We start from the raw sequence: 25236 nt of genomic DNA on the forward strand, positions 1-25236 counted from the left end.
CCAATTGTACTAAACGGAGCAAACATACAGAATGTTTTTGATATACACTACCCAAACAACCGTATTTTTTACCGCAACGCTTTCGTAGATAAACGAATCAAACACTCGACCGTCAATTCTACTTAAAAACCAGGCTATGCGTTTGTCGGATAAACCTTTATGCTTATCTTTGCAGGCAAAAAGAAAAAGAATCGTATGAACATATTGCTTCTTATCGGAGGACTGCTCCTGATACTTGTGGGGGCCAACGGACTCACAGACGGCGCCGCTTCCATCGCCAAACGTTTTCATATTCCGTCCATTGTCATCGGGCTGACGGTTGTCGCATTCGGCACTTCGGCTCCGGAATTGGCGGTCAGTGTAACCTCGGCTCTTAAAGGAAGCGCGGACCTCTCTCTCGGAAACGTGGTGGGGAGTAACCTGTTCAATACGCTCATGATAGTGGGATGCACCGCATTGGTAGCCCCCATCGCTATTACACGCAACACGCTGCGCAAAGAAATTCCGCTTTGCATCCTTTCCTCTATTGTCTTGCTGATTTGCGCCAATGACATCTTGCTGAATCAGAGCGCCAAGAATCAGCTCGACAGGGGCGACGGACTGCTGCTGCTATGTTTCTTCGCCATCTTCATGGGGTATACATTCGCCATCGCATTCTCCAAACCGGCGGAAGAAGACAAGCTGAAAGGACACCCGACAGAAGACGAAGAAGAGATACGGGCTTTTCCTTGGTGGAAATCGGTGCTTTACACCGTCGGAGGACTGGCGGCGCTTATTTACGGAGGTCAAATCTTCGTAAACGGAGCCATAGGCATCGCTCGCGGACTGGGAGTAAGCGAATCGGTCATCGGACTCACCCTCGTAGCCGGAGGTACTTCGCTTCCGGAGTTAGCCACCTCCATCGTGGCCGCATTGAAGAAGAATCCCGAAATAGCCATAGGCAATGTGATCGGAAGCAATCTGTTCAATATTTTTTTAGTATTGGGTTGCAGTGCCACCATCACGCCTTTACATCTCAACGGAATTTCCAATCTCGATTTGTTCGTTCTTATAGGCTCGTGCGTCTTACTCTGGTTCTTCGGACTTTTTTTTGCCAAGCGAACCATAACACGGATAGAAGGCAGCATCATGGCTTTGTGTTACGTGGGCTACACGTTATTCCTCATTCTGCGATAAGGCATATTTGCTTTGTTTTTTGGTATCCCGATATGGCAGTTTAAAGATTATCGACTATCTTTGTCTATTCAATCATAAATACAAAATATGGCTATTACAATCAAAAAAGTCTCCACGAAAAGGGAACTTAAAAAATTTATCCGTTTCAATTACTTCTTATACAAGGATAATCCTTACTCTGTGCCCGACCTTTACGACGACATGCTGAATACCTTCAATAAAAAGAAAAACGCGGCGTTCGAGTTTTGTGAGGCCGATTACTTTCTCGCCTACAGAAACGGAGAGATAGTAGGACGCGTAGCCGCTATCATCAATCGCCATGCCAATGAAAAATGGGGATGCAAGAACGTCCGCTTCGGATGGATCGATTTCCTCGACGACCTCGAAATATCTTCCGCACTCATCAAGACGGTGGAGGAGTGGGGAAAAGAACGGGGCATGACACACATTGTCGGTCCGCTCGGATTTACCGATTTCGATGCCGAAGGGATGCTCATCGAAGGATTCGACCAGCTCAGCACCATGGCCACCATCTACAACCATCCGTATTACCCCGAACACATGGAAAGGCTGGGATTCGGCAAAGACGCCGACTGGGTGGAGTTCAAGATATTTATTCCGGAATCGATTCCCGAAAAACACCAACGTATCTCCGAACTCATTCAGAAGAAGTACAACCTGAAGGTAAAAAAATATACTTCATCCCGAAAGATAGCCAAAGACTACGGCCAGGCTATCTTCGAACTGATGAACGAAGCGTACAGCCCTCTCTACGGGTATTCGCCTCTCACGCAAAGACAGATCAAACAATACGTGCGGATGTATCTTCCCATCGTCGACCTGCGGATGGTGACACTTATCACCGATGCCGACGACAAATTGATTGGCGTAGGCATATCCATGCCTTCTCTGTCCGAAGCGCTTCAAAAGTCACACGGCCGGTTGTTGCCCCTCGGATGGTTCTATCTGCTGAAAGCTTTGTTTATGAAACGCCGCGCCAAAATGCTCGATCTGTTGCTCGTGGCAGTAAAGCCGGAGTATCAGAACAAAGGTGTTAACGCGCTGTTATTTTCCGATTTAATTCCGGTTTATAAGAAATTAGGCTTTATCTTTGCGGAAAGCAACCCCGAACTGGAGCAGAACGGGAAGGTACAGGCGCAATGGGATTACTTCGAAACCCAACAACATAAACGCCGCCGGGCTTTTGTCAAAGAAATAGGTTAACAGGAAACTTTAAAAACAAGAAAAAGACTATGGAAGAGAACGAATTGATGCTTACAAACAACAACACAGTAGATTATACCGACGAAAACATCCGCCATCTGAGCGATATGGAACACGTGCGCACACGTCCCGGCATGTATATCGGCCGTTTGGGCGACGGAGCGCATGCCGAGGACGGAATCTACGTGCTCTTGAAAGAGGTTGTTGACAACAGCATCGATGAGTTCAAGATGCAGTCGGGCAAAAGAATCGAAATATCCGTCGAAGAGAATCTCCGTGTAAGCGTACGCGACTACGGACGGGGAATCCCGCAAGGAAAGCTGATTGAAGCGGTCAGCGTTTTGAATACGGGAGGAAAGTACGACAGCAAAGCCTTCAAGAAAAGCGTCGGACTGAACGGAGTGGGCGTGAAAGCAGTCAACGCGTTGAGTTCCCGCTTCGAAGTTCGCAGTTTCCGCGACGGGAAAGTGCGTATCGCCACCTTCTCGAAAGGCGAGCTGCAAAACGACAAGATGCAGGATACGGAAGAAGAAAACGGAACATACATCTTTTTCGAACCGGATCCTACCTTGTTCGTCAACTATTGTTTCAAGCCCGAATATATTGAAACGATGTTACGCAATTACACGTATCTCAACACGGGACTCTCTATCTTATACAACGGACACCGCATCCTGTCGCGCAACGGGCTGGAAGATCTGCTGAACGACAACATGACGGCTACGGGGCTCTACCCTATCGTCCACCTGAAAGGCGAGGACATCGAAATAGCTTTCACCCATACGGGACAATACGGCGAAGAGTATTACTCGTTTGTCAACGGACAGCATACTACGCAGGGAGGTACTCACCAAAGCGCTTTCAAAGAGCATATCGCACGCACCATCAAGGAGTTCTTCAACAAAAACATGGACTACACCGACATCCGTAACGGATTGGTTGCCGCCATAGCCATCAATGTGGAAGAACCGATATTCGAGAGCCAGACAAAAACCAAACTGGGATCTACAAACATGACTCCCGGAGGTGTAACGGTCAACAAATACGTAGGCGACTTTATCAAGCAGGAGGTAGACAACTTCTTACATAAGAATACCGACATAGCCGAAATCATACAGCAAAAGATACAGGAATCGGAGAAAGAACGCAAAGCCATTGCGGGAGTCACCAAACTCGCCCGCGAACGTGCCAAGAAAGCCAATCTGCACAACCGCAAACTGCGCGATTGCCGCATTCACCTGAACGATCCGAAGGCAAAAGGGCTGGAGGAGGAATCGTGTATCTTCATCACCGAGGGAGACTCGGCAAGCGGCTCCATCACCAAAAGCCGCGATGTGAACACGCAGGCTGTATTCAGCCTCCGCGGCAAGCCGCTAAACTCTTTCGGACTGACGAAAAAGATTGTATATGAGAACGAAGAGTTCAACCTCCTTCAGGCTGCCCTCAACATTGAAGACGGACTCGACGGGCTGCGCTACAACAAGGTGATCGTAGCCACCGATGCCGATGTGGACGGCATGCACATCCGCCTGCTGTTGATCACGTTCTTTCTGCAATTCTTCCCCGAACTGATAAAAAAGGGACATGTGTATATCCTGCAAACGCCCTTGTTCCGTGTGCGCAATAAGAAAAAAACAATCTATTGTTATAGTGAAGAAGAGCGGATCAACGCCATCGAAGAACTTAGCCCTAACCCCGAGATTACCCGATTCAAAGGATTGGGAGAGATTTCACCGGACGAGTTTAAGAACTTCATAGGCAAAGACATGCGGTTGGAGCAAGTGACCTTGAGAAAGACCGATGCCGTGAAAGAGCTGCTCGAATTCTACATGGGAAAGAATACAATGGAAAGGCAAAACTTTATTATAGACAATCTGGTAATAGAAGAAGATCTGGCATCATGAAAAAAGCAATATTTCCGGGTACTTTCGACCCTTTCACCATCGGACACTTTTCGGTAGTGGAACGCGCGCTCACCTTTATGGACGAGATTGTGATCGGAATCGGTATCAACGAAAACAAAGACACTTATTTCCCGATCGAAAAAAGAGAAAAGATGATCCGGGAACTCTATAAAGACAATCCGCGTGTACAAGTCATGTCATACGACTGCCTGACCATTGATTTCGCGCAGCAGGTGAACGCTCAGTTCATCGTAAGGGGAATACGGACTGTAAAAGACTTCGAGTATGAGGAAACCATAGCCGACATCAATCGCAAACTGGCGGGAATAGAAACCATTCTGCTCTTTACCGAACCGGAGCTGACTTGCATCAGCTCTACTACTGTAAGGGAATTGCTGGGGTACAACAAAGATATCAGTCAATTCATTCCCAAAGGAATGAATATCAACGATTAGCAAACAGAACCGAATGAACGGTCGCGGAGTAAACAATATGAAAAAAACAATATACGTATTATTTATTTGCTTATATGCGATAAGCATTCAGGCACAGAATCAAAAAGCATCTGCCATGCGCAAATTGCAAATGGCGGAATTCGCCATTGCCAATTTCTACGTCGACAAAGTAGATGAAAACAAATTGGTCGAAGCCGCCATCATCAAAATGCTGGAGCAGCTCGACCCGCATTCCACTTATTCCGACGCAGCGGAAGTAAAGAAGATGAATGAACCGCTGAAAGGCAACTTCGAAGGCATCGGCATACAATTCCAAATGATCGAAGATACTTTGTTCGTTGTACAGCCTGTCAGCAACGGACCTTCCGAGAAAGTCGGCATTCTTGCCGGAGACCGTATCATTGCTGTAAACGATTCGGTCATAGCCGGAGTGAAGATGAGCACGGAAGACATCATGAGAAGGCTTCGCGGCCCCAAAGGATCCAAGGTCGATCTCACCGTCGTCCGCCGCGGAGTAGCAGAACCTCTTGCTTTCACCGTGAAAAGAGACAAAATACCCATTCTCAGTATCGATGCCGCCTACATGATTCAACGGGGCACGGGCTACATTCGCATCAATCGCTTCGGAGCGACTACGGTAAACGAGTTCAAAGAAGCGATGAAGGGCCTTCAGAAAAAGGGGATGAAAGACATGATTCTTGATTTTCAGGGCAACGGAGGCGGATATCTGGATGCAGCCATCAACCTTGCCAACGAGTTTTTGCAACAGAAAGAACTCATCGTATATACGGAAGGAAGAAGAGACAAGCGGAATGAATTCTTTGCCAAAGGAAACGGCGGGTTCCGCAACGGAAGGCTTGTGGTACTGGTAGACGAGTACACGGCTTCCGCCAGCGAAATAGTGAGCGGAGCCATCCAAGACTGGGACAGGGGAGTTATCGTAGGTCGACGCACCTTCGGGAAAGGCTTGGTGCAACGCCCCATCGACTTGCCCGACGGTTCGATGATCCGCCTCACCGTGGCACGTTACTATACGCCTGCCGGGCGGTGTATCCAAAAGCCTTACGAAAACGCTACGAACTCCAAACAAGACAGAAGTTCCGCCAATATCGAAGAAAACATCAGGAAATACAATCGGGATTTGATCGAGAGATTCAACCGGGGCGAGTTAACCCATGCGGACAGTATCCATTTCCCCGACTCGCTCAAAGTGCAAACGAAGAGGCTGAAACGCACCGTATATGGTGGAGGAGGCATTATGCCCGATTACTTCGTCCCCATAGATACCACCCTCTACACCGATTATCACAGGAATCTGATAGCCAAAGGGGTACTCACCAAATATGCAATGACCTTTATAGACAATCACCGCAACACACTGGCAAGCAAATATAAAAAATTCAAAACATTCAATGAGCAATTCACGGTTGATTCTCTCATGATGAACACATTGAAAGAGATGGCAGAAAAGGCCGACGTTAAATTTGATGAAAAACAATACGAGACCTCTCTACCACTAATCAAAACGCATCTCAAAGCGTTGATAGCACGCGATATATGGGATATGAACGAGTATTTCCAAATCATGAATACCGCCAACCGGAGTGTGGAGAAAGCAATAGAGCTGCTCAACTCGAACGAATATGATAATATACTGAAATAAAAAACTTTTCTAAGAGTTTCGATGCGAGAGAAATTCTTTTTGAAAGCCAATATGGAATCTTGTTTCACGGCAATCGAATGTTCCCCTCCAAATCTTGAGGTTGGCTTTTTTTTAAAAAAGAACTATCTTTGTTGTCCAAATACTCAGAAATAAATTCCATGATGGGAGAACTTTTTTGCAAACCACATATAGATTGTTCGCATTGCCCTAAAGTAGATGAGAGTACCTTTATACACAGCAATCTACCGCAAGGGAAGCATTGTCCGAAAGACAAATGCGCGCAAAATTGCATGTTCTTTATCATCAAAGGCGAATTACTCATCAACAGCGAAGAATATCCCGGAACCGTCTTACATAAAAATCAATTCATCCTTCAGGCTATCGGATCGAAAATAGAGTTATTGGCACTCACAGACGTAGAATATATTACTTTCCGGTTTAACGAACTGCCATCCGGGTGCCAAGAACGGTATCACGAGATAATGAATCAGGCAGAAGCCCCGTTGACTTACACCCCGATGACGATGAATCCGCGAATTGAATATCTGATCAAAGACTTGGCAATGTTTCTGAACGAGCAACCCCCTTGCGGAAAATACATAGAACTTAAAGCGCAGGAACTTACCTTCTTGATCTTCAACTATTATCCGCTCTATGAATTGATATCCTTTTTCTACCCAATCAGCACTTATACGGAAAGCTTTCACTACTTTGTCATGCAAAATTACAGTAAGGTGAAGAATGTGGAAGAGTTCGCACATTTAGGAGGTTACAACACCACTACCTTCCGGCGTTTGTTTAAAAATCTATACGGAGTTCCCGTATACGAGTGGATACTTGAAAAGAAACGGGAAGGAATCCTTGAAGATTTGCAACACACCAAGATGAGGATTACCGAAATCAGCAACCGATACGGATTCGATTCTCTATCGCACTTTGCCCATTTCTGCAAAGACTCGTTCGGCGATACCCCCAGAGCTCTTCGAAAGAAAGTAACCGGTGGAGGCAAAATTCCGAAAAAAGAAAAATAACCTCCCCCTTCCCTTGTTTCTCCCTCCGGATTCACCCCGAATCTTAAAAAACAGACAACCCACCACAACCATGCTTGGCAGGCATCAAGATGAACATTCATGACCGCTCCGCGGGTATTATCAAAGCCCTGTTTTACCATACGGAAGCAGTAAATTTTCTCATGCGGCGGCGGATTGTACATTTATTACGGAATAATTTCTTTAATTCTTTGGACAATCAATCTATTTCTCCTATTTTTGCAGGATATAAGAGGTGTAAAATAATGAAACATTAGTTCTAACAATTAAATAATCTAAATTCAATCATTTATGTGGTTAAGTAATTCATCTGTAGGAAGGAAAGTGGTGATGAGCGTTACCGGTATCGCCCTTGTCCTATTTCTGACGTTTCACATGGCGATGAACCTTGTTGCTATCATCTCGGCCGAGGGATACAATATGGTTTGTGAGTTCCTGGGAGCAAATTGGTACGCGCTGGCGGCTTCGGTAATTCTGGCGGTCCTGTTCGTGATTCACATCATCTACGCATTCTGGCTGACAATGCAAAACCGCAAAGCGCGCGGTAACGAACGCTATGCAGTAGTAGACAAGCCTAAGAATGTAGAATGGGCTTCTCAGAACATGCTGGTGTTGGGTATCATCGTTATTCTCGGTCTGGTTCTACACCTGATTAACTTCTGGTCGAAAATGCAGTTGCCGGAATTGATGCACAACATGGGCATGCACGTCGATACATTAGCGTTGGCTTATGCCGCCGACGGTGTCTATCACATCCGGCAAACTTTCTCCAACCCTGTTTTCGTAACGCTTTATGTCATTTGGCTGCTTGCATTGTGGTTCCACCTCACTCACGGTTTCTGGAGCGCCATGCAATCATTGGGCTGGAACAACAAGGTATGGATCGAACGTTGGAAATGTATCTCCAACATCTATTCTACAATCGTTGTGCTCGGGTTTGCGCTGGTAGTAGTGGTGTTTTTCCTGAAATCACTTTGCTGTGGAGCTGCGTGCTAATTTAAATCAAAACTCGAAAACCTTGTCAACTAAAAAAACAAAAAGATTATGATTAAGATAGATTCAAAGATTCCGGAAGGCCCCGTGGCTGAGAAATGGACTAACTATAAAGCTCACCAGAAATTGGTGAATCCCGCTAATAAACGCCGTTTGGACATCATCGTGGTGGGTACGGGCCTGGCAGGCGCTTCTGCCGCCGCTTCACTCGGTGAAATGGGTTTCAGAGTGTTCAACTTCTGTATTCAGGATTCACCCCGCCGGGCACACTCTATTGCCGCGCAGGGCGGTATCAATGCTGCAAAGAATTACCAGAACGACGGCGACTCTATTTACCGTCTCTTCTACGATACTGTAAAAGGTGGTGACTACCGCGCCCGTGAAGCCAACGTATACCGCTTGGCAGAAGTATCCAACGCCATCATCGACCAATGTGTGGCTCAAGGAGTTCCCTTCGCGCGCGAATACGGCGGTACGCTCGACAACCGCTCGTTCGGAGGCGCTCAGGTTTCCCGTACATTCTATGCCAAAGGACAAACCGGGCAGCAATTGTTACTGGGCGCTTATTCGGCTCTGAGCCGTCAGGTAAACGCAGGTACGGTGAAACTGTACACCCGCTACGAAATGCAGGATGTGGTAATCATAGACGGTCGCGCACGCGGCATCATCGCCAAAAACTTAATCACCGGTAAACTGGAACGTTTCGCCGCCCATGCCGTAGTAATCGCTACCGGTGGATACGGAAACGCTTATTTCCTTTCTACCAACGCCATAAGCTGCAACTGTACGGCCGCCATCTCTTGCTACCGCAAAGGCGCTCTGTTTGCCAACCCGGCGTACGTTCAGATTCACCCGACTTGTATCCCGGTACACGGCGACAAGCAATCGAAACTGACACTGATGTCCGAATCTTTGCGTAACGACGGACGCATTTGGGTTCCGAAAAAGAAAGAAGACGCCGTGAAACTTCAGAAAGGCGAAATCAAGGGAAGCGACATCCCCGAAGAAGACCGCGATTATTACTTGGAGCGCCGCTATCCGGCATTCGGTAACCTCGTTCCGCGCGACGTGGCCAGCCGTGCCGCCAAAGAGCGTTGCGACAAAGGATTCGGCGTGAACAACACCGGTCTGGCTGTGTTCCTCGACTTCTCGGAAGCTATTAACCGATTGGGTATCGATATCGTGCTTCAACGCTACGGCAACCTCTTCGATATGTACGAAGAGATCACCGACGTAAATCCGGGTGAACTTGCCAAAGAAGTCAACGGAATGAAATATTACAACCCGATGATGATCTATCCGGCTATCCACTACACCATGGGAGGTATCTGGGTAGACTACGAATTGCAGACTACCGTCAAAGGTCTGTTTGCCATCGGCGAATGCAACTTCTCCGATCACGGAGCCAACCGCCTCGGCGCTTCCGCATTGATGCAAGGTCTGGCAGACGGTTATTTCGTATTGCCTTACACCATCCAGAACTATCTGGCAGACCAGATTACCGTTCCGCGCTTCTCTACCGACTTGCCCGAATTTGCTGAAGCCGAAAAAGCTATCCAAGACAAGATAGACCGCTTCATGAGCATTCAGGGAAAAGAATCGGTAGACACGATCCACAAGAAAGTGGGACATATCATGTGGGAATACATGGGTATGGGACGTACTGCGGAAGGCCTGAAAGAAGGCTTGGCCAAACTGAAAGAAGCCCGCAAAGAGTTTGAAAAGAACCTGTTCATCCCCGGTTCGAAAGAAGGTATGAACGTTGAGCTCGACAAAGCCATCCGTCTGTACGACTTTATCATAATGGGTGAGCTTGTGGCTTACGATGCGCTGAACCGTAACGAAAGTTGCGGCGGTCACTTCCGCGAAGAATACCAAACAGAAGAAGGTGAAGCAAAACGTGACGATGAAAACTTCTTCTACGTAGCATGCTGGGAATACCAAGGCGACGACGAGAAAGAACCGGTGCTGCACAAAGAGCCGCTCGTTTACGAAGCCATCAAGGTTCAAACTCGTAACTACAAGAGCTAATCGGTGAAGTTAAACATTAAAAAGAATTAGAAGAAAATGGATAAAAATATATCATTTACACTAAAGGTGTGGCGCCAAGCAGGGCCGAAAGCCAAGGGCGCTTTTGAGACCTACCAAATGAAAGATATTCCCGGCGATACTTCATTCCTCGAAATGCTGGATATTCTCAACGAACAGTTGATCAGCGAAGGGAAAGAGCCGATTGTATTCGACCACGACTGCCGCGAAGGAATCTGCGGAATGTGCTCGCTTTATATCAACGGACATCCTCACGGTCCGGCAACAGGAGCTACTACCTGCCAGATCTACATGCGCCGTTTCAATGATGGCGATACCATTACGGTAGAACCTTGGCGTTCGGCCGGTTTCCCGGTCATCAAAGACTTGATGGTAGACCGCACCGCATTCGACAAAATCATGCAGGCAGGAGGTTATGTAAGCGTACGTACCGGTTCTCCGCAGGACGCAAACGCTATTCTGATACCCAAACCGATAGCAGACGAAGCGATGGATGCTGCTTCATGCATCGGTTGCGGAGCTTGCGTGGCTGCTTGTAAGAACGGTTCGGCCATGTTGTTCGTTTCGGCAAAGGTAAGCCAGCTGAACTTGCTTCCGCAAGGCAAGCCCGAAGCATTGCGCCGTGCGAAAGCCATGCTTTCGAAGATGGACGAGCTCGGATTCGGCAACTGTACCAACACCCGCGCTTGCGAAGCCGAATGTCCGAAGAACGTATCTATCAGCAACATCGCCCGCCTGAACCGCGACTTTATCATTGCGAAGCTGAAAGACTAAGCGAAAGCTTGATTTGATTAATAAGCAGAATCCCCCGTCGGCGTAATGCCGACGGGGGATTCTTTTTTCGTTTCCTTATTCTTCAGATATCTGCACCCGGTTCACGAAGATCTTGGAGATCCTGCGGATGTTTCCCCACGCTACTCTTCAGATATCTGCACCCGGTTCACCCGTTCGAAGAGGAAACGGCTACGGTTCCAATGAAATGGCTTGTAGTCGACATTGGTGCGAACCGTATTGCGGCGGAACACCAGCCCGTCTACCGATTTGGCGTAGAGGATGGGAGCATCAAATGTCTCGAACTCGTTGTCTTCGATGATGATACCCGCATCCTTTCCCCCGTGGAAAAAGCCTTGTTGACCTTCCAAGTTCGGAATCTCCGGATAAATGGAGATAACGGCATTGGTAAACTGAAACATGTTGGTCAGCGCATTGACAAAACGATTCTTTCGTATCAGCACATTCCGGCAGGCTCCTGTTTCGTACCAGCCATTGCAGTCGCCACAAAGCAAGATGGCCGTACCCGAAGTGTGGTCGAACAGGTTGTTCTCCACAACCACTTGCTGCGGAGTGCTGAACAGGGTTCCTCTCGCCCGGTTGTTGCGAACGATATTGCCCGCGAAGACCACTTCGGGCGTCCAGGTAAGATTCTCTATGCCAAAACCTTCGCGTTCGCTGATGCGCTCATCCACCGGCTGTTTGAAGCGGATGAGAAATTCACGCGCGCCTTCCGTTTGGTCCGTTCCGTGCGGTTCGATGGCAGCCACCTCGTTCTCTCCGCCAGTTAAATCCATCGTTGCCGAACGTACGAACTGTATCCGGTCTCCCACTCGCCCCCATTCAAAGCCCCACGACTGTCCGTGCATATAACGTCCGACGAGCGTATGGTCGTCTATTCTCTTCACCACCTTCAAGTACGTGCCGTGCACATTAATGGCATCGTCCATCATTCCCTCGTACAAGCCGTTCACGGAGATAATCCTGCCTTTGCAGGCGGAGAAGTGCGTGGCATCCGCCTGCGTGGTAAAGTAGCGCGGATCTTCTTCACTTCGCAGACACACCCCGAAGCCGTCTAATGAAATGTTCTCGCACAGCTGCGCCAGCAATCCCATGCCTTCGGCATAATGCACCTTGACACGCTGAATGGAAGTGTTTTTGTTGTGCGACAAGAAGATACCCGGCGCAGGACGGAAATAGGTACGCATGGCTACCACAGTGCCCGGTACGAGACGTCCGTCTTTCCATTTCGGCGCATAAACCATTCCGGCAGAAAGTTCTTCGGCTTCGCGCGTATCGATAGAGAGGTCGCTGGTAAGGTACACCAGCCGCTTGGTCTGCCCTTCGAAAGCAATGCCCGTTTGCGGACGCCCCGTCCATCCCTCTCCATAACTTTCAAACCCTTTCTCTTTCGATATGCGGTATTTCACCCAGGGAGCCGCTTCGAAGGTAATCCCCTTCTCCCGTTCGTTCTTCACGATTTTCACCTGGCTGATATGCGGATTGGCGAAGTCGATGCTGAAATCCCGAAGCGTACAGTTTTCGGAATGAAGCAACGAGAGCGGCAGCATCCGCCCGTGAAAAACGAACTCCGCCCCTTGTCCGTCGAGCGTGAAGTGCTGCAAGCCTTCAATCGCCAGACCGACTTTCTTCGGATTCGTCTGGTCGTGGTTGGAGATGTAATATTCGCGCACCGTCGCTCCCTCTTCATGGAAATGATAGCGGCCGGGAGAAAAACGCAGCACGACACTGTCGCCCGGCTGATACTCCGCCTTTATCTTGTCCAACAGCTTGCGGACCATAGGAGCGGCATTTCGCTTGCTGTCGGCTTTCAGCCCGTAACGAGCCGCTTCATACACACGTTCTTTGGCCTCCATGCCACAGCAGAAAACCATACCAAAAAGAAAAAAGAGAATTGAATAGAAAGTTTTCATCATACAATCAATCGTTTTACAGATATTTCATAAATATATGCCATTCATAACCTTCGCGCCGATACCCAAGCCCTCAACCTGTCGATGCCGAACACCTATCCCGTCAATAACATATATCTCCTTGGGAAAGGATGTCTGACTTCCGTGCAAAAGGCTCTGAATACTTTCGCATCGAGCCATGAACGTATTCATGTCAGAGTCCCGGATGTTTGTCAGACTCCCGGCAATTTGGAAGCCGGCACGCAATAAAACTCTTTTCCGCCGAGCCGACCTTTCAGCGTCCTTCACCTGCAATCTCAAAAGGAACCCGAAACGACACTCCCCGCTTCATCAGTTCCAACAGATTCGGATAGAGCCTCTCCCTGAACGAATCCCAACTGCGGAGAGACATCCGCGTCCAACCCGCTTCGGACAATGCCAGCCCGCGCGGATAAGTCATATAGTTGGCACGGTTTATGTCTTTGATGGCCTCTCCCCAAAGTGTTCCCATCACACCCGCTATATGCTTTCGCTGTCCCGGCTCAAGCTTATAAGTAGGGTCGAACTCATACGTTTTCCGAAGCGTGGTGAGCGGCATTCCCCAGTTGTTGAACTCAGGCAGGTCGTTCGCATACTGCGGATAATCGAAGTACGTGTACTCACCCGGCGCCAGAATCAGCGTATTGCCCGATTCGCGTGTCAACTCGATGCATTTGGGTGTAAGTCCGTAGCGCCACGTAACGAGCGTCACATCTTGCGGATAGTCGAAAAGGTACTTATCGGCAGGCAGGCGTATATTGTCCAGCTCGCACCACAGCATGGCGTGGAGCCCGTATTTCTTGGCAGAAGCCAGCACCTTGCCGAAAAAGACATTCATCAGCTGGTCGGGGGATGTGTAGCCATGACTGCGCATCAGTTCCAGATTCTCGGGACTCTTCGCCCAGTTTCGCCCTATAGCCGACTCATCTCCTCCCAGATGGATCTTCTTCGACGGAAAGACATCGCCCACTTCACGGATAATATCGTCGAGCACCTCGTACACCTTCGGGTTGGCAACCGACAGCATCACATTATCCGTTTTCCCGAATACGAAAGCAGAATCTTTCAGAAAATCGCAGCGCAGATCGGGGTACGCCGTAAGAATAGCTGCCGTATGCCCCGGCACATCTATCTCGGGAATAATCTCTACGTTGCGCAGGGCTGCATATTCCACCAGTTCCCTGATCTGCTCCTGCGTGTAGTAACCATTGTCGGGACTGATTGCCGGCGCTTTCGGATTGCGGAACGCACCGACCTCCGTCAGTTTCGGATGGCTCTTGATTTCGATGCGCCACCCCTGATCATCGGAAAGATGCAGTTGCAACGTATTGAATTTGTAACGCGCCATGCAGTCGATATACCCCTTCACTGCCTCCACAGGCAGAAAATGACGTGCCGGATCGAGCATCAACGCCCGAAACGGATAAGCCGGCGCATCATCTATACGCACTGCTTGTATCCGCCCCTGCTTCGTATTCGCCACATCGCCCAACAAGAGCTGATCGAGCGTCATCACTCCGTAATACACTCCCGCAGCCGTTCTACCTTCAATGCTTATTCCTTTGGCATCGACTGTCAGGCGATACTGTTCCTCTCCCTCCATCCGGGGATTGAGCATCAGGCGGATTCTTCCGTTATCCGCCACAGCAGGCGCAAAGCCGAACCGCTGTTTAAAGACCTGTTGCAACTCTGCGGCGGCAAATCGCAAATCGCCGGAACCGACACCAATTGTTTCCTTATTCGACAAGCGGAACACCCCTTGCCGTTGTTCCACATGATTGGGGAAAGGGAGCAAAGCGGACAAATGCTCTTGCGCCGCAACCCCAAGCGCGAAAAGCAACATCACGAAAAGAACGATTGGTTTATTCATAGACAAAAACTTCTTAATCTATTAATTTATCAATTCCTTGAACCATTTTCCGGAATCATCACACAAAATCCGATAGCTCGCCCCCTTCACCGTTTTGAAAGAAAGCGTCTGCCCGGCGTACTTCAGTGTACACTGCTCTCCGGCATTGGAAAGAACGACAGCCTCTGTCAACTTCCCGTTTCTCCACTTCATAGACACTTCAAAGTTTCCTTTCGCGCGAATACCGTTCACCGAGCCTTCCTTCCACGCATCGGGCAAAGCCGGAAGCAACTGAATGAATCCCATGTGGCTTTGCAACAACATCTCGGTGATGCCCGCCGTACCTCCGAAGTTCCCGTCGATCTGGAAAGGCGGGTGTGTGTCCCAAAGATTATCCAGCGTACCGTTTTTCAGCAGGTTGCCGAAGAGTGTGTAGGCATGATTCCCGTCATGCAGGCGTGCCCACTGGTTCAGCTTCCATCCCATGCTCCATCCGGTAGCTCCGTCGCCCCGATGCCTGAGCACCACCTTAGAAGCTTTCGCCCATTCGGGAGTGGTGACGGGAGAGATGGTACGCCCCGGATGCAGACCGAACAGATGATTCACATGCCGGTGATGGTCGTTCGGGTCGTCAATGTCTGCCGACCACTCCATCAATTGCCCGTAACGCCCTATCCGATAAGGAGCCAGCCGGGCAAGCACATTTTCCCACTCCTTCCGCTCTTTGCGGTCTACATTCAGCACCTTACCGGCTTCGATGGCATCCAGCAGAATTTCACGAACCACGGCATGCACGAATGTAGCCCCCTGATCCACCGGACCATGCTCCGGCGATGTGGAAGGAGCCGCAGTATATGTGCCGTCGGGCTTATGCCACAAGTAGTCGACCGCAAACCGGGCGCTGCTTTTAATCAGTTCATAACCAATTTCCTTCAGGAACTTCTTGTCGCGCGTATAGTCGTAATATTCCCAGACATGCGTTGCGAGCCACGGCCCCGCCATCGGATTGAAGTTCCACGACATATCCTGACTCTCCAGCGGAGCGGTAAACCCGAAGATGTTGCCCGAGATAGAAGCCGTCCACCCCCTCGCTCCGAAGTAAGCGCGGGCCGTTTTCTCTCCCGGCTTCACCAGTGTACGGATGAAGTCGATGAGCGGAAGCATGCACTCGTCCAGGTTGGCGGAACAGGCAGGCCAATAGTTCATCTGCACATTGATATTATTATGATAGTCCACACGCCAGGGACCGTCCACATTGTTATGCCATATCCCCTGCAGATTGGCAGGCATATTGCCCGGCCGCGAACTTGCAATGAGCAGATAGCGTCCGAACTGATAGTAAAGCTCTTCCAGATAATAATCCGGCTGTCCTTTGCGGTAATTCCGCAAACGCTGGTCGGTAGGCACATCGGCAACTTGCATGCCGGGATTCAGGTTCAACTTCACCCGCCGGAACAAGGATGAATAATCCGCGTAATGCTCGGCAAGCAAGGCCGCATATCCTTTTGCTGCCGCATCATCCGCCCACTGACGGGTGGTTTCGGCAGGATTCACGCCTACATACGTCTTCGGGTCATTGAAGTCAGGATCGAAATTCATCTTATAGTCCGTATCCGCCGTGATATAAAACACGGCTTCATCGGCTCCCTCCACCCTTATCTTTCCACCGGCATTGCTCAACGTTCCGCCTTTCACCACCGCACGGATGCGCACCACATACTTCATCCCGTTATTATCCAACGCGGCGGAATATACCAGTCCGCTGTTCCCGTCGGGTTTCATCTCTCCCTCCGACACCGGATTGGGCGCATAGCTGAACGTAAGGCTCTGCTTACCCGGACGGTCGGCGGCAAAACGCACCGCCATCACATTGGCGGGATAAGAAATGAAAAAGTCGCGCTTGTATGCCACATCGTCTTTCTTAAACCGCACCACAGCCACCGCCGAATCCAGCGAAAGGCTGCGCCGATAGCCACTCATCCCCACAGCGCTCAGTCCCGTTTCAATGTAGAACTCCCCCATCGTAGTAAAGTTTCCGAAGCGGAAAGGATTCTCGCGCGACGCCTCGTACGGTACCTCGCTATTGAAGTTCTCCCGTGTCAGCCGCGCCGCCTTCTCCCCGTCTCCGTCAACAAACGCCCGGCGGATTTCATCCAGTATATGAGCCGACTGCTTATTCACATTCCAGTAATAAGCCGCTCCTTTAGACGTGTTAGGTCCCCCTCGCCACAGAGTTTTCTCATTGAAAGTAATTCGTTCGGCCTCCACCGAACCCAAAACGTTTGCTCCCAAGCTGCCGTTACCGATTGGCAGCGACCTCGATTCCCAAGCCGCATCAGGATTCCGCGCAGTGTCTCCGGCGGACTCAGGTTTATTCTCCCCCTTCCACATGTCGGGACGCCCGCCGTACCAGACAGCTCGTCCTTCCAAAGTATTCGGCTTGTCGAACCAGATGGAATAATTTCTCGTATGCTCACCGGCCCGGAGAGGGCATAGCATAATAAGTGCAGGTAGTAGCGAAAAGATTCTCTTCATCATTTCATTGTCGTTTTTCTAAAGTATAAAATATGTTTGCGAACTCTCTCTTCAAGCTATCGCTCTATGTACATGAAGGTTGTGCGTACAAAGATGCATTATAAATGCCACATCACATAAATATTTATCAAGTTTTTACACAATTTTCAAACTTCCGGAGTTCAATAATAAAAAGTTGATGAGATAACTGGCAAATCTCCCAAAAACGTCATAGATACGCGAGTTCGGGATAAGCAAATCTGCTATATAGGGTGAAAACGTCTCCAATTGGGAATTACATGGTTTAGTAATTTCTTTACCATGCTCATGAGTAGTAATTTCATCCGTTATAAATATGAAATTAGAAACATTAATGAACTCTTTTTCGAGACTCAAAAAAGCATGGACAGCAATAATTTACCAACAATATTCTATTTTGTAAATCAAACGCAATCTTTCCACCTTGCATCCAACACTCCAACAAACATTTCCATCTCTCTCTTGGAAATACTCAATCGTGTTGCCATTTCTCGCCATCCTTTTACAACTTCAATCACCTCGGAAATAATCTTTTCCGCTACTTTGCGATTAAGCATATAATCTTCGCAAGTATCAAGCAAAATACTCAGTTCTGCCTTATTGGAGGTTGATGAGACAAGCAGACTCTGATACTCATTCAGAGTAGGATTCATATCGTATGCAGGAGAAAGCGTCCAGCCTTTTGCGGTCAAAAGAAAACCATGATTGCGGAAATGGTCATCGCTATTGCCAATGCAAATGTTGAAAGCCACACGACGATAGAGTTCCTGCAGATTCCTTTCTACATTCGTACAGTTCCGGATTATAAAATCAACTATATCCAGATAACCATGCCCTGTTGTTGCGTTGTCTCCGTCATTGAGTCCCAATAAGGTCATGGCAGAAGCAAAGTGAATCCGTTTCCCCTCTTGGGTTCTGTCGAAGCGTTGAGAAAGCAAAGTGTGATATTTCTCGCCAGTAGCCGGCACTTTGGTTTTCGCAGCATTTATACCGGTTTTCACAGCAAGGAGGTGGCTAAAGTGTTCCCAAAGTCCTGCATCGTAATCATCTTTGCGAGAAGGGAACTTGGCTATATAAAGCGTTTTGTCCGTATCTATCACACTGGCTTTAGGCCTTGCGCCCCCCAATGAAGAACCCGGTTGTACGAGTTGGGCAACCCATTTCCTATCAGGAAGAACATTCCCCTCTTCGCTTTTCTCAATTTCCGCACTGGCAGCAATCAGCTCCCTTATATCCGTCAGAGGCGGGATTTTCAACGACTCACTTACATTTATAAATCCTCCGTCTTTTGACTCCTTGAAACGGAAAGCACCCATTCGGGAAAAGTCATCGATACCGGTCAAAAAGTCAAAGGAAGACAGTCTTCGTACCGGTCGTTTCTCTTCCATCGCAGCAATCTGCTCACGTCGCAACAACAGCGTTCGCCCCCAACGATCCGGCAACACATCCGAGAAACATCCGAATATATCTTTCTCCGGTTGCGTGTATTGCTGTCCCGGATAATTATTGAGGTCATCACTCAGGAACAAATTTCCGTGTTTCTTCAGCCATTCATCGCTGAAAGTAAAACAATAGCTGTCCGAGCCACGAAGAGATTCATAGCCTAACTCGCCAACGAGTTCTGTTTTCTTGAGCCAATCAAAATCTGCATAGACATATAACGTTTTCATAGTTTACTCCTTTTTTGAGGCACGTTCCCTAGTCTTCAGACTCAAATCCTGCAAGGCTTTTCCCAATTTATCTTCTTTGGCCAGCCACAGAATATCATCATCAAGCTGTAAAGCATACAGCACACGCAAATAGATTCCGATTGCTACTGTCGGTGCGCCTTTTTCTATTCGGGACACAGTCAACGGAGAACAGGTGGCACGTTCAGCCACCTGAGCCACACTCAGATTCCTGCGCAAGCGAGCCAATTTAATCTGCTCTCCCACAACAGACATCTTCTGCTCCAACTTTCGGGGCAACTTAGTCCCCATTGTATTCTTTGCCATATTAACTCATTATATAATATGCAAAGGTACTACTTTTTATATATTTAATGATGTATTATAGGTAAAAAAGCGTAATAAACATTTGGTAGGCTGAGAACCTCTCGAATGTCCTTTATTTATTACCTTTGCAGCATTTGAAAGCTTATGAATAAAAAAATGTATATTCTGTAACAGCTCAAATGTTAAATATACCATAGACACTGCTTTAGATAAATATTTATTAATTTTCACCTCTTTCACAAAAAATAGCCTATCTCGTTTTCTTCAGTAATATTTATCGGAAACCTCAACAATCCAAACAAACATAGATTCTGCACAAATTTCCGGCCATAGTAATTAAAAATACTCCACTTGAGAATCCGTTATACATATAAAATCCTACCAAATGAAGAAACTCCCAGTTTAAAAGCCTTCATTCAAACTTGCTTTTATGCAAAAAAAAGAACCATGACAATATTCAGAAAGAGTTTTGTCATGGCTCTATTAAATTTTAAAATCTATAAGAGGTTAGTCTAGTGCAAGATTACGTTACTGTTGTCCGTAGGATTCTGAGTCAGCGTGCCCGGATAAGAATTAATGGCATCCTGTGGTATATAATACACTACACGAAAATCGGTAGCAGGTACATCTTCAAACTGTTTTTGAGGTCCCGGATAACGACGCTGCAAAGATTTTCCATTACGGAAGACATCATAGCTACGCTCTGCCTGAAACGCCAATTCCAACTGACGCTCCTTATCAATCAACTCTCCAGCTTTATCAGCAGAAAGATCAGGATATTCTCCTCCTTCGATAGAACGTCCCCGAATCGTATTCAAATCAATCAACGCTTTCCCATACTCACCCATTTTGGCATACGCCTCGGCTCTGTTCAAAAATATTTCTCCCAAACGGCTAATGACCGGTGAATGTAAATGAGAGTCTTCTCCTTCACGAGAACATTTGGTAATATAAAACTGAGGATATGCACGATTCAAAATTATAAAATAATCTTGCGTTCCTACCAGATCGATAAGTATAGGGGTTACATTGTTACCGGCATTGTATTTTTTCACCTTGAAATAACCATCTTCTTCGGATACTAAATCAAGTTCATACTTGACATCTTTTACTTCCGTCTTGCCGTCAGCTCCTTTTTTAGCCACCAGTTTATCAGGATCATCCAAACTTCTTTCATATTGAGTTACCGCTTTTTCTATAGCATAAAACTTACCACCTTCTTCACTGAAATCGGCTTGTACATAGTTATATCCAATATTGTCATTCAACGTAATGTTCACTTTCGCCGGAAGAGTAGGCTTGATAAACCTGATTACTTTTCTCATCTTCCCATTTTCCGACTTATAGTAGGTAGGTTCGATAAATGCCGCCCTTGCATCAACAATTTTATAGCTGTCGGGACGCCAGTCATTACGTCCGGTTTCATTAAGCAGGTCTATATATTTCGCACTAGCATACATCTCACCCCATCCCATGCCACCGATATTGGCATACATACCTCCAACGCCATAGTAATGGTCGTAGCCCGAAAATTCGGATGCTACACGTTTCACTACGAAAATAGACTCTTTGTTATTCTCCGGCTTCATTTGATTGTATTTCATAAAATCCGCCCGTGGCAGCAATGTGTATTTATTCGACTTTATCACTTTCGTTGCATAATCTGCAGCCAACGCCGCATACTCTCGATTCGGCGACTCATAAGTACCACTCATATAAAGATAAATACGCGACAGCATTGCCCATGCAGCCTCTTTCGACGCATAAGCTACTCCTTTATCAATTGTCATCAGGCTTTCCGCCTTTTTCAAATCCTCGATAGCTTGAGCATAAGTCTTTTCCACTGTTGCTCTATCGGGCAGCAACATATCACCCAATACATTTTCCGGAGTTCCGTTAACAATGGGTACACCCAAGTTTTTATCCGGAGCCTGATAATAAGGACGACCGTAAGCGCGGGCGAGGTAAAAGTACAGCATACCGCGCACATAATAACATTCTCCAAGATTGTTGTCTATCTCGGCACCTTGTCCCTCTTTTATCATAGATATAATGTTAGACGCCTGGGCAATTGCCTTGTAGCCGTAGTCCCAAAAATTCTGCAAGCGATAATTCTTTGCCGTACGAGAGAACGAAATAAATTCATAAAACGCATCTGTAGAAGAACCGCGAATCATCATATTGTCGCCGGCATATTCACCGCAACGATGCATAGGATCAGACCAAGTTTTCAACTGCGCATACATTCCATTCATCAGTGCACCTAAAGATGTTGAAGGATCGCCTGTTATTTTACTTGCCGACATGCTATTACTCGGCAAACGCTCAATATCGCAGGCAGCCAAAGTTATTGCCGCCAATAATATCATTATTATCTTTTTCATATTCTCTTGCCAATTAGAAAGTTAGATTTAATCCAAACATATACTTACGCGTAGAAGGATAAACAGAAGGAAGTGCAGTACCCATAACACTTAATTTACCTTCCGCATCATACCCGGCTGCCAATTCCGGATCTACACCCGAATACCCCGAAATGGTAAACAAGTTTTCACCTGTAAAGAAAAAACGGAGGTTCTGGATACCGTATTGCTGCAGTTTAAAGTTATATCCCAACGTAAGAGAGCGCATTTTCAAAAAGTCATTGCTTTCCAAATAGCGTGAAGAAGGAGAGTTTCCTTTATCCTGATTATTATATTTAGCCACCGGATGTGTTGCCACATCACCCTCTTTCTGCCAACGACTCCATCCTTTTTTCAACTTCATCTGATTCCGGTCACTATAAGTACCATCCGCATCGTATTCCTGACGGGAGTAGTTATATATCTGTCCCCCGATAGAGTAGCCGAAAACCGCATTCAGATCAAAATTCTTCCATGTCAGCGAAGTTGAGAATCCGCCAAACAAATCAGGTGAAGAAGTGCCGCATTTAGTCTGCTTGGCTTCTGCATATTTGGAAGTTTTCTCACCGCTTCCATCGTTCTTATACCACATGGGCGCACCATTGTCGGGATTGACTCCCGCCCATTCCACCAGATAGTAAGTATCTACCGGCTCACCAACTTCCAAGACTCTCTGCGCCGTACCGGCAATAGAGGTGCCGTCGTTGATTATGACCGGTTGTACCACATATTCTCCCGCAGTATTCAGCTGTCTGTACAAGTCTTTGAGCTTATTTTTGTTGTATCCCATATTGACATCCATACTCCACACCCAGTCTTTATTACGGATGATATCTCCTCCAATAGCCAGTTCGATACCTTTATTTTCCATTTTTCCAATATTCCTCCAAACACTGGTCACCCCTGTCAATCCGGTGATAGGAACCTTATAAAGGATATTATCAGTTTTTTTGATATAAAAATCAAGAGCAAGCCGCAGACGGTCAGCAAAGAAAGAAGCATCCACCCCAACACCGGTAGTAAAAGTTTTCTCCCAAGTAAGTCCGGGATTACCGATCTGCGAGATTAACGCACCCGGGACACCGTTATAGCTTGCTCCCACAGCATATAAATCATATTGAGGATATAAATCATAAGGACGATTCCCCACTGTTCCATATGACAAACGTAATTTCAGATTGTCAACCCAATCGGCTTTAAACCAACGCTCCCGATGGATATTCCAACCGGCACTTATGGAAAAGAAATTTCCATATTTCACATCGTCTCCAAAGTTAGAAGCGCCGTCACGACGGAAAGAGAACTGAGCCAAGTATCTGTTGTCGTAAGCATAATTGGCATTAAACAAATAAGATTGCACAGCCCATTCGGTTGTATATCCTTTGGCACGTTCAGGCTTAGCAGTCACCTGCAGTACCTCAAATCCGGGAACGAAGCCTGTACCATATACATCTACGAAATTTTGGAGATAATCGTTAAACTCATAAGCCAGTAATCCGTTGACAGAATGCTTCTCAAAAACTTTATTGAAACGGAGTATCTGGTTGGTATACCTCCGTGTCCAGTCTTGCCTCCACTCTGTAATACGTCCGCCTACATTTTGAGCGTTGCTCGAACGGGGATCTGAGTAGCCATGAGTCGAAAGATTCGTATATCTGTAATTATTGACCGAAGAAAAAGTAAGCCAATCTGTAATTTTTACATCAAAATCCAAGTTACCGGAAAACTCATATTGCCTAGATTCCGAATGATTCCATTGCAAATCATACAAATAGTTTGTCTGCTGGCTATTTACCCAACCGCTATAACGATGAGGAACAAGGTTTCCTTTTTCATCATAAGGGCTATCCCAAGGCAACATGGAATACATGGCCGTCACCGAATACTGCCGATCATCAATGTCACGACGAGCGCCATTGATTGAAGGCTTAACCGTAATTCGTTCAAGAGGTTTATAGGTCGTCTTGAAACGGAAATTGTAACGTGAATAGTTATATCCTTTCACTGCACCATCCTCATCATAATATCCTAACGAAAGATAAGAGCGCAGCTTTTCTCCTCCGCCTTGCATAGAAACATTGTAATCCTGAATATATCCACTTTGAGTCGCCAAGTTCCACCAATCAAAGTTGCTGTTTCTCAAATCCGGATTCCAGCGGGAAAACGAGATTTCATTTGCATTTTGATAAGAAGCATAATAATCGTATAGCTCTGCTCCATTCATCATCTTCAAGTTTCCATTGTCCAGCCTGCTAAATCCCATTTTTGCCGATGCATTAATTGTCATTTTCTCCGCGCGCGGATTCTTTGTAGTAACAACGATGACTCCGTTAGCTCCTTGCGAACCATATATAGCTGTAGAAGCTGCGTCTTTCAAAATAGTCATGCTCTCGATATCCGCAGGGTTCAACTGGCCGGCACTGTTTCCTACAATCACCCCATCTATCACCCATAACGGATCAGTAATACCATTCAATGTCGTTTTACCACGAATCACAACGGCTCCGCTGGAACCGGGCTGTCCCGAACCCGGAGCAACATATACACCGGGAGCCTTGCTGTTTAAAAGGTTCTCAACCGACGGACTGGTCACATTCTGAAGTTTATCGCTTTTGATGCTTTGCATAGCACCTGTGAGACTCTCCTTACGTTGTGTACCATATCCCACAACCACAACTTCGTCCAGCGTTTTGGTATCTTCCTCGAGCGTGATATTCAATTGTCGACCGCTAACAGCAGTTACCTCCTGTGTCTTATATCCAATGAAGGAGACGATCAGCACAGAATTGCGCGGCGCATCCAACGAGAATTTACCATCCAAATCGGTAATGGTGCCTACTGTACCGCCTTTCACTGCCACCGAAGCGCCTATAATCGGTTCGCCGTTGCGGTCGAGCACTACACCTTTCACCGGTTCTGCCTGAGCCGTTTCCTGTATGCTGCGGCTGTCGTCGGCTACTTTGCGCTTGGTAAGCACAATATGGGTACCTTCCAACACATAGTGTACGTCATCTTTCTTGAAAAGAGCGGAAAGCACGCTGGTTACGCTTTTCCGGTCTGCGTTGAGGGATACCGGACGTGTGACATCCACGTCGTTGGAGTAAATAAACAAATAGTTGGTCTGATTTTCAATCTCGTTCAGGACTTCCAGCAAAGAAACGTTGCTCTTTTTGATGGTAACCTTCGACGACTGCGAATGTGC

At 47.3% G+C, this 25236-nt stretch carries 16 protein-coding genes; 9 read left to right on the forward strand and 7 right to left on the reverse strand.

Features of this window, described 5'->3' with window-relative positions; genetic code table 11:
- The first annotated feature begins 195 nt into the window (after positions 1-195).
- From C234_RS0110305 to C234_RS0110345, 9 genes are all read left to right on the forward strand, one after another.
- Entirely contained in the window at positions 196-1176 is a 981-nt protein-coding gene (locus C234_RS0110305) for a calcium/sodium antiporter (RefSeq protein ID WP_027325699.1), read from the forward strand.
- 87 nt (positions 1177-1263) lie between these two features.
- Positions 1264-2400: a hypothetical protein gene (locus tag C234_RS0110310; RefSeq protein ID WP_027325700.1), complete on the forward strand. Its 1137-nt coding sequence runs from the start codon at positions 1264-1266 to the stop codon at positions 2398-2400.
- A gap of 29 nt (positions 2401-2429) precedes the next feature.
- Positions 2430-4304 carry a DNA topoisomerase IV subunit B gene (locus C234_RS0110315; protein WP_027325701.1) on the forward strand — a complete coding sequence of 625 codons (1875 nt, stop codon included), beginning with the start codon at positions 2430-2432 and terminating at the stop codon, positions 4302-4304.
- Positions 4301-4759 carry a pantetheine-phosphate adenylyltransferase gene (gene coaD / locus C234_RS0110320; protein ID WP_027325702.1) on the forward strand — a complete coding sequence of 153 codons (459 nt, stop codon included), beginning with the start codon at positions 4301-4303 and terminating at the stop codon, positions 4757-4759. Before C234_RS0110315 ends, coaD begins: the two co-directional genes overlap by 4 nt.
- 37 nt (positions 4760-4796) lie before the next feature.
- Positions 4797-6422: a S41 family peptidase gene (locus C234_RS0110325; protein ID WP_027325703.1), complete on the forward strand. Its 1626-nt coding sequence runs from the start codon at positions 4797-4799 to the stop codon at positions 6420-6422.
- 158 nt (positions 6423-6580) lie between these two features.
- Positions 6581-7453 (forward strand): helix-turn-helix transcriptional regulator, encoded by an 873-nt coding sequence (locus tag C234_RS0110330; protein WP_027325704.1) that lies wholly within the window; start codon positions 6581-6583, stop codon positions 7451-7453.
- Between the two features lie 309 nt (positions 7454-7762).
- Positions 7763-8467, forward strand: a complete 705-nt coding sequence (locus C234_RS0110335) for a fumarate reductase (protein ID WP_027325705.1) — start codon at positions 7763-7765, stop codon at positions 8465-8467.
- 48 nt (positions 8468-8515) lie between these two features.
- A complete protein-coding gene (locus C234_RS0110340) occupies positions 8516-10495 on the forward strand; it encodes a fumarate reductase/succinate dehydrogenase flavoprotein subunit (protein ID WP_027325706.1) in 1980 nt (659 codons plus the stop codon).
- A 36-nt stretch (positions 10496-10531) separates the two neighbouring features.
- Positions 10532-11287: a succinate dehydrogenase/fumarate reductase iron-sulfur subunit gene (locus C234_RS0110345; protein ID WP_021646381.1), complete on the forward strand. Its 756-nt coding sequence runs from the start codon at positions 10532-10534 to the stop codon at positions 11285-11287.
- 140 nt (positions 11288-11427) lie between these two features.
- Here the strand turns inward: C234_RS0110345 and C234_RS0110350 are convergent, their stop codons facing one another.
- The 7 genes from C234_RS0110350 to C234_RS0110385 all read right to left on the reverse strand — a co-directional run.
- Entirely contained in the window at positions 11428-13218 is a 1791-nt protein-coding gene (locus C234_RS0110350) for a right-handed parallel beta-helix repeat-containing protein (RefSeq protein ID WP_027325707.1), read from the reverse strand.
- A 274-nt stretch (positions 13219-13492) separates the two neighbouring features.
- The gene (locus C234_RS0110360; RefSeq protein WP_027325709.1) at positions 13493-15106 is read right to left on the reverse strand and encodes a beta-N-acetylhexosaminidase; all 1614 of its coding nucleotides are present in this window, start codon (positions 15104-15106) and stop codon (positions 13493-13495) included.
- A gap of 21 nt (positions 15107-15127) precedes the next feature.
- Positions 15128-17620, reverse strand: coding sequence for a glycosyl hydrolase family 95 catalytic domain-containing protein (locus tag C234_RS0110365; RefSeq protein WP_034538330.1), 2493 nt, complete (start codon positions 17618-17620; stop codon positions 15128-15130).
- 422 nt (positions 17621-18042) lie between these two features.
- The gene (locus tag C234_RS0110370; RefSeq protein ID WP_027325711.1) at positions 18043-19308 is read right to left on the reverse strand and encodes a type II toxin-antitoxin system HipA family toxin; all 1266 of its coding nucleotides are present in this window, start codon (positions 19306-19308) and stop codon (positions 18043-18045) included.
- A gap of 3 nt (positions 19309-19311) precedes the next feature.
- Positions 19312-19632: a helix-turn-helix domain-containing protein gene (locus C234_RS0110375; RefSeq protein ID WP_021646388.1), complete on the reverse strand. Its 321-nt coding sequence runs from the start codon at positions 19630-19632 to the stop codon at positions 19312-19314.
- A 512-nt stretch (positions 19633-20144) separates the two neighbouring features.
- Positions 20145-22016: a RagB/SusD family nutrient uptake outer membrane protein gene (locus C234_RS0110380; RefSeq protein WP_027325712.1), complete on the reverse strand. Its 1872-nt coding sequence runs from the start codon at positions 22014-22016 to the stop codon at positions 20145-20147.
- 13 nt (positions 22017-22029) lie between these two features.
- The coding region (locus C234_RS0110385) for a TonB-dependent receptor (protein WP_027325713.1) at positions 22030-25236 on the reverse strand (3207 nt) is incomplete at its 5' end.

Origin of the sequence: Bacteroides pyogenes DSM 20611 = JCM 6294, assembly GCF_000428105.1 — a bacterium.
Lineage (GTDB): Bacteria > Bacteroidota > Bacteroidia > Bacteroidales > Bacteroidaceae > Bacteroides > Bacteroides pyogenes.